The organism is Peterkaempfera griseoplana (assembly GCF_001418575.1).
In the GTDB taxonomy this organism is placed as follows: Bacteria; Actinomycetota; Actinomycetes; order Streptomycetales; family Streptomycetaceae; genus Peterkaempfera; species Peterkaempfera griseoplana.
In genome coordinates, this window is record NZ_LIQR01000454.1 from 1 (window position 1) to 4,591 (window position 4,591).

General features: G+C 68.8%; 4 protein-coding genes. All 4 read left to right on the top strand.

The features are described 5' to 3' along the window. Positions 1–1,271 (top strand): outer membrane protein assembly factor BamB family protein (locus tag AOK09_RS29545; protein WP_157876084.1); only part of this gene is annotated, 1,271 nt, incomplete at its 5' end. A 137-nt stretch (positions 1,272–1,408) separates the two neighbouring features. Continuing rightward, the gene (locus AOK09_RS29550) at positions 1,409–1,774 is read left to right on the top strand and encodes a hypothetical protein (RefSeq protein WP_055590299.1); all 366 of its coding nucleotides are present in this window, start codon (positions 1,409–1,411) and stop codon (positions 1,772–1,774) included. Next, complete coding sequence (locus AOK09_RS39605) at positions 1,774–3,234, top strand: WXG100 family type VII secretion target (RefSeq protein WP_055590300.1); 1,461 nt, start codon at positions 1,774–1,776, stop codon at positions 3,232–3,234. Before AOK09_RS29550 ends, AOK09_RS39605 begins: the two co-directional genes overlap by 1 nt. Before the next feature lie 93 nt (positions 3,235–3,327). After that, on the top strand, positions 3,328–4,591 hold a 1,264-nt coding region (locus AOK09_RS29560), incomplete at its 3' end, for a S8 family serine peptidase (RefSeq protein WP_055590301.1).

Here is a 4,591-nt window from a genome sequence, read left to right on the forward strand (position 1 = left end):
GCGCCGCCACCGGCCCGGCCTCGCCGTCGCGGCGGCGCTTCCTCGCGGCGGGCGCCTCCGTCGCCGCCGTGGCCGCCGTCGGCGGCGGCACCGCCTATCTGCTGACCCGGGACAAGGGCCACCACGACGCCCAGGGCACCACCACCGGCGGCCCCACCGCGTCCAGCTCCCCCAGCCGTACGGCCGGCGCCGCCTCCGCCGCACCCGCGTCCCGCCCTGACGGCGTGCCCCCGAGCCCGCTGTGGACCTACAGCGGCAGCAGCCTCACCAACACGCGGCCGACCTTCTACAACGGCAACATCCTGGTCAACAGCGAAGCCGGCATCATCTGCCTGGACGCCTCCGACGGGGCCAAGCCCAAGTGGGTCCACGAGGGCGTCAGCAACTTCCTGACCCCACCGGTGGTCAGCAACGGCGCCGTGGTGGTGCTGGACGGCAGCACCGACATCGTCGGCATCGACCCCGCCAAGGGCATCCAGCTGTGGCGGCTCAAGGCCGACGTGGAGCACTCCTTCGAGGCCGTCCTCGGCACCGACGACACCGCCGTGTACATCACCGGCCGTACCTACGCGAAGAAGAACGGCCAGATAGACATCACCAACCACTCCAACACGGTCTTCTGCGTGGACCTGAAGAAGCAGAAGTTCCGCTGGAAGCAGACCCGCGACGCCGGCACCGACCAGTCGCTGTCGGCCGTCGTCGTGGGCAGGTACCTCGTCTACACCGACGACCGCCGCAACGTCACCGTGCGCGACACCGCCACCGGACGGCAGCTCTGGACCCGCAAGTCCGGCGCCGACCTGCAGTGGATCCCGTCCGTCCTGGGCGACACCGTCTACGTCGGCGGCGAGCACGTCACCGCCCTGAACATCGCCAACGGCAACGTCCGATGGCGGGTCCAGGACAAGGGCGTCCGCGGCTACTACTCCACCACCGCCGTCGGCGACACGGTCTACTGCACCGGAACCGGCCCCGGCGTCGCCGGCGTCTTCGCCTACAGCACCACCGACGGCAGCCGCCGCTGGTTCAGCGACACCGGTCTGATGTCGGGCAACACCCCGGCCACGGTCAGCGGCAAGACCGTCTTCGTCGCCGACTTCCTGGCCAAGGGCGGACTGCACGCGCTCGACACCGCGACGGGCAACGCCCTGTGGAACTTCACGGACGGCAAGGAGAAGGCCAGCATCGACCCGTGGGAGCTCTCCTCGGACGGCAACGGCCACCTGATCGCCCAGCACTTCGATCGGGTGTATCTGATCCCCGACCGCTGAGCCGGAGGTCAGGCGGCAGTAGGGGCGGGGTCCGCGGTGCAGTGTTCCTGTCATAAGGCGACGGGATACGATCGATGGACCTCCGTTCGCTGCGGAGGAGGACTTGACGGGGAACCAGCGATGCAGGGGGATGAGCTGTGGCCGACGGCTACCGGGTCAACACGGACGAACTAGAACGCGTCGTCACCAGGTTGAGGAATCTGCAGAAGAACCTCGGCGAGACGGCCAGCAAGGCCAAGTACAACACGGTCATCGAACCCTCCGACGTCGGCTGGGAGTTCCCCGAGGCCCATGAGCTGCACAGCGCTCACACGCAGATGAAGGCGTCCCTGGAGGACCTCATCACCCAACTCGGTCAGATGATCGACGACTTCGGCGGCAAGACCCAGGCCGTGACGAACTCGTACAAGGAGACCGAGCACAACGTCAAGGCCGGTATGGACGGCGGGGTGAACGGCAGCGGCACAAGCGGCGGCTCCAATTCCGGATCGAGGCTGAGCTGATGAGCGACCTGGTCAATGTGCCCGCGGGCACCACTTCTGCCGGAATCACCAACTTCGAGCATTGGGATCTCATCCCGATCAAGAACATGGTGCAGCACAGCAAGCCTGGTCGGCTGAAGGACGTCGCCGCCCACTGGATGCAGGTCAAGACCGAGCTCGAAGGCGCCGCCCAAGAGCTCCAGGCAGCAACTGAACACATCACCGCCCACTGGGAGGGCAGCGCCGCCCAGGGCTTCGTGGAGCGGTCCAGCGTCCTGCAGCAGAGCATCGTCAACACGGGCGCCCATGCGGAGAACACCTCGCATGCGCTGACCTACGCCAGCACAGCCCTCGATGCCGCCAAGACCGAGATGCAGAGCATCCACGTGCCGGGCACCATGGAGAAGGCAAAGGACAAGGTCAGCGACCTCGGCCATCGCGACGACACTCAGTTCCGTGCCGATGTCGCCGCAGGTATGGACCGCGACGCGGCAGTCGCGAAAAACGCCGGGAGCCTCTCCGTCACGGAGGAGCGCCACCAGCAGGCCATCGCGGTGATGGAGCGACTGGCGCCGCAGTACAAGGCCGCGTCGACTGTCCTGGCGCAGCCCGTCGACCCAGTCAGCAATCCCAAGCGCCCCCTTCCTCCACCGGCGAAGAAGATCACCGAACCGCGTCAGGTCGGCCCGACGCCCACGAACCCGCGCCAGACCACCGGTACGACCAACCCAAGCACCCGGCAGGTGGGCACCAACCCCACCTACCGCGACCCCGGTTCCCCCGACATCACCGGTCAGCCCCATGACAGCGGCGGCACCACCACCGACCCGACCCATGGCGGCACCATCCCTGTCGGCACAGTCTGCCCGCCCTACCACGACCCGATCGTCCCCGGCGGGCCCACTCACACCGGCATCGACAGCACCGGAGGCGGCACCACCCTGCCGACGGAGCAACTCCCTGGCGGATTCGGGCCCGGAGGCGGTGGCGGATCCGGCGGCGGCTCGGGCAGCGGATATGGCGGCGGCGGATACGTCCCTGGCGGCGGATACGTGGGCGGCGGTAGCGGCACCTCCTCGACCGGTGGCCGTACCGGCAGCGGCTCTTACGGCAGCGGGGCCGGTACCGGGCAAGGCCGGGCCGGCGCCGGAGGCATGAGCGGCATGGGCGGTATGGGCGGTGCGGGACGCGGCGGCCTCGGCTCTCGGGGCGCAAGCAGCGGACTGGCACGGCGAGCCGGCGGATCAGTCGGCGGAGCCGGCAAGCGTGCGGGCGGATCCTTCACCGAAGGCGGATCCGGTCTGGGACGCAACCGAGGCAGCGGCGCGGGTAACGGCCGCGGTGGCGGCGTGATGCCCGGTGGCGCCGCCGGCCAAAAGAAGAAGGACAAGAAGGGCGGAAGCCGCCCGGACTACCTGGTCGAGGACGAGGACACGTGGACCAACGGAGGCGGGCCTGCCAATCCGCCTGTGATCGAATGATCCAGGCTCGCCGCGAGCCGGAGTAGGACGTCGGCAGTGGCCCCGCGCGCACAGCGCGGGGCCACTGGCCTGTGACACGGAAGGAAGCACGGGATGAAGCCCACGCAAGCGCTGCGGGCCCTCACCGGAGCACTGCTGACGGGCGCCCTCGTCTTCACCGGTGCCCCGGCCGCCCACGCCGATCAGGCCCGGGACCTGGAGATGCAGTGGCCGCTCAACGACTTCAATGTCAACGCCATTTGGAAGGTGACCGACGGTCGCGGAGTCACAGTGGCTGTCATCGACACTGGTGTCGACGCCGACTATCCCGACCTGACCGGACAGGTGCTACCTGGTAAGGATTTCGCCCATGGCGGCGACGCTCGCCAGGACTACGACCTGAAAGAGAAGCACGGCACGTCGATTTCCGCGCTCATTGCCGGCCACGGCCATGGCGCAGGCAACGGGTCTGGAGTCGTCGGGCTCGCTCCGGGCGCAAAAATCCTCCCCCTCTCGAAGGACGGTCCAAGCGCTACCAACGGCGTCGCCAACTCGATTCGCTATGCCGTCGACCACGGCGCAACCGTGATCAACATGTCGGTCGCCGGCCCCAACAGCTCGGACGACGAACGTGCTGCTGTCGCGTATGCGCAGCAGCACGACGTGGTCCTCATCGCGGGTTCGGGCAATAAGGGAATCGGCACGCCCGAGTACCCAGCCTCCGATGTGGGTGTCGTTGCTGTGGGCAGCATCGGCAAGGACCTGAAAGTCTGGAACCAGTCCAACTATGGCCCGCACCTAGCCCTCGTCGCCCCAGGTTCCGACATCGTCACGGCAGGCGGCACCGACTATGGCCTCTCCGACGGTACGTCCAACTCGGCCGCCTTCGTATCCGCCACCGCCGCCCTCATCCGGGCCAAGTACCCCGACCTGACGGCGGGCCAGGTCGTCAACCGGCTGGTCAAGACGGCCATGGTGCCCGATGAGCTCAAGGGCGCCAGGCTCCCCGACCAGCACTACGGCTACGGCATCATCCGCCCCTACCGCGCCCTGACCGACGACATCCCGGCCGGACCCGAGGCGGGACCGCTCCCCCAGGCCACCGCACCCTCCGGCAGCAACACCAGCGGCACCGGCACCAAGCCCGGCAACTCCACGGCGCCCACGACACCCGGCTCGGGCGCCAACCAGCCGTCCAACGACGCGGACACAGGCAGCAAAGACAACGGCGTCCCCGTCGGCCTCCTGCTCGGCATCGGCGCCGCCGTACTCGTCGTGGTCATCATCGTCATCGTCGCCATCTCCCGCAGCCGCCGCCGACCCCCCGGCGGCCCCCAGGGACCAGGCGGCCCAGGCGGCGGCTACCCCGGCCCCATCC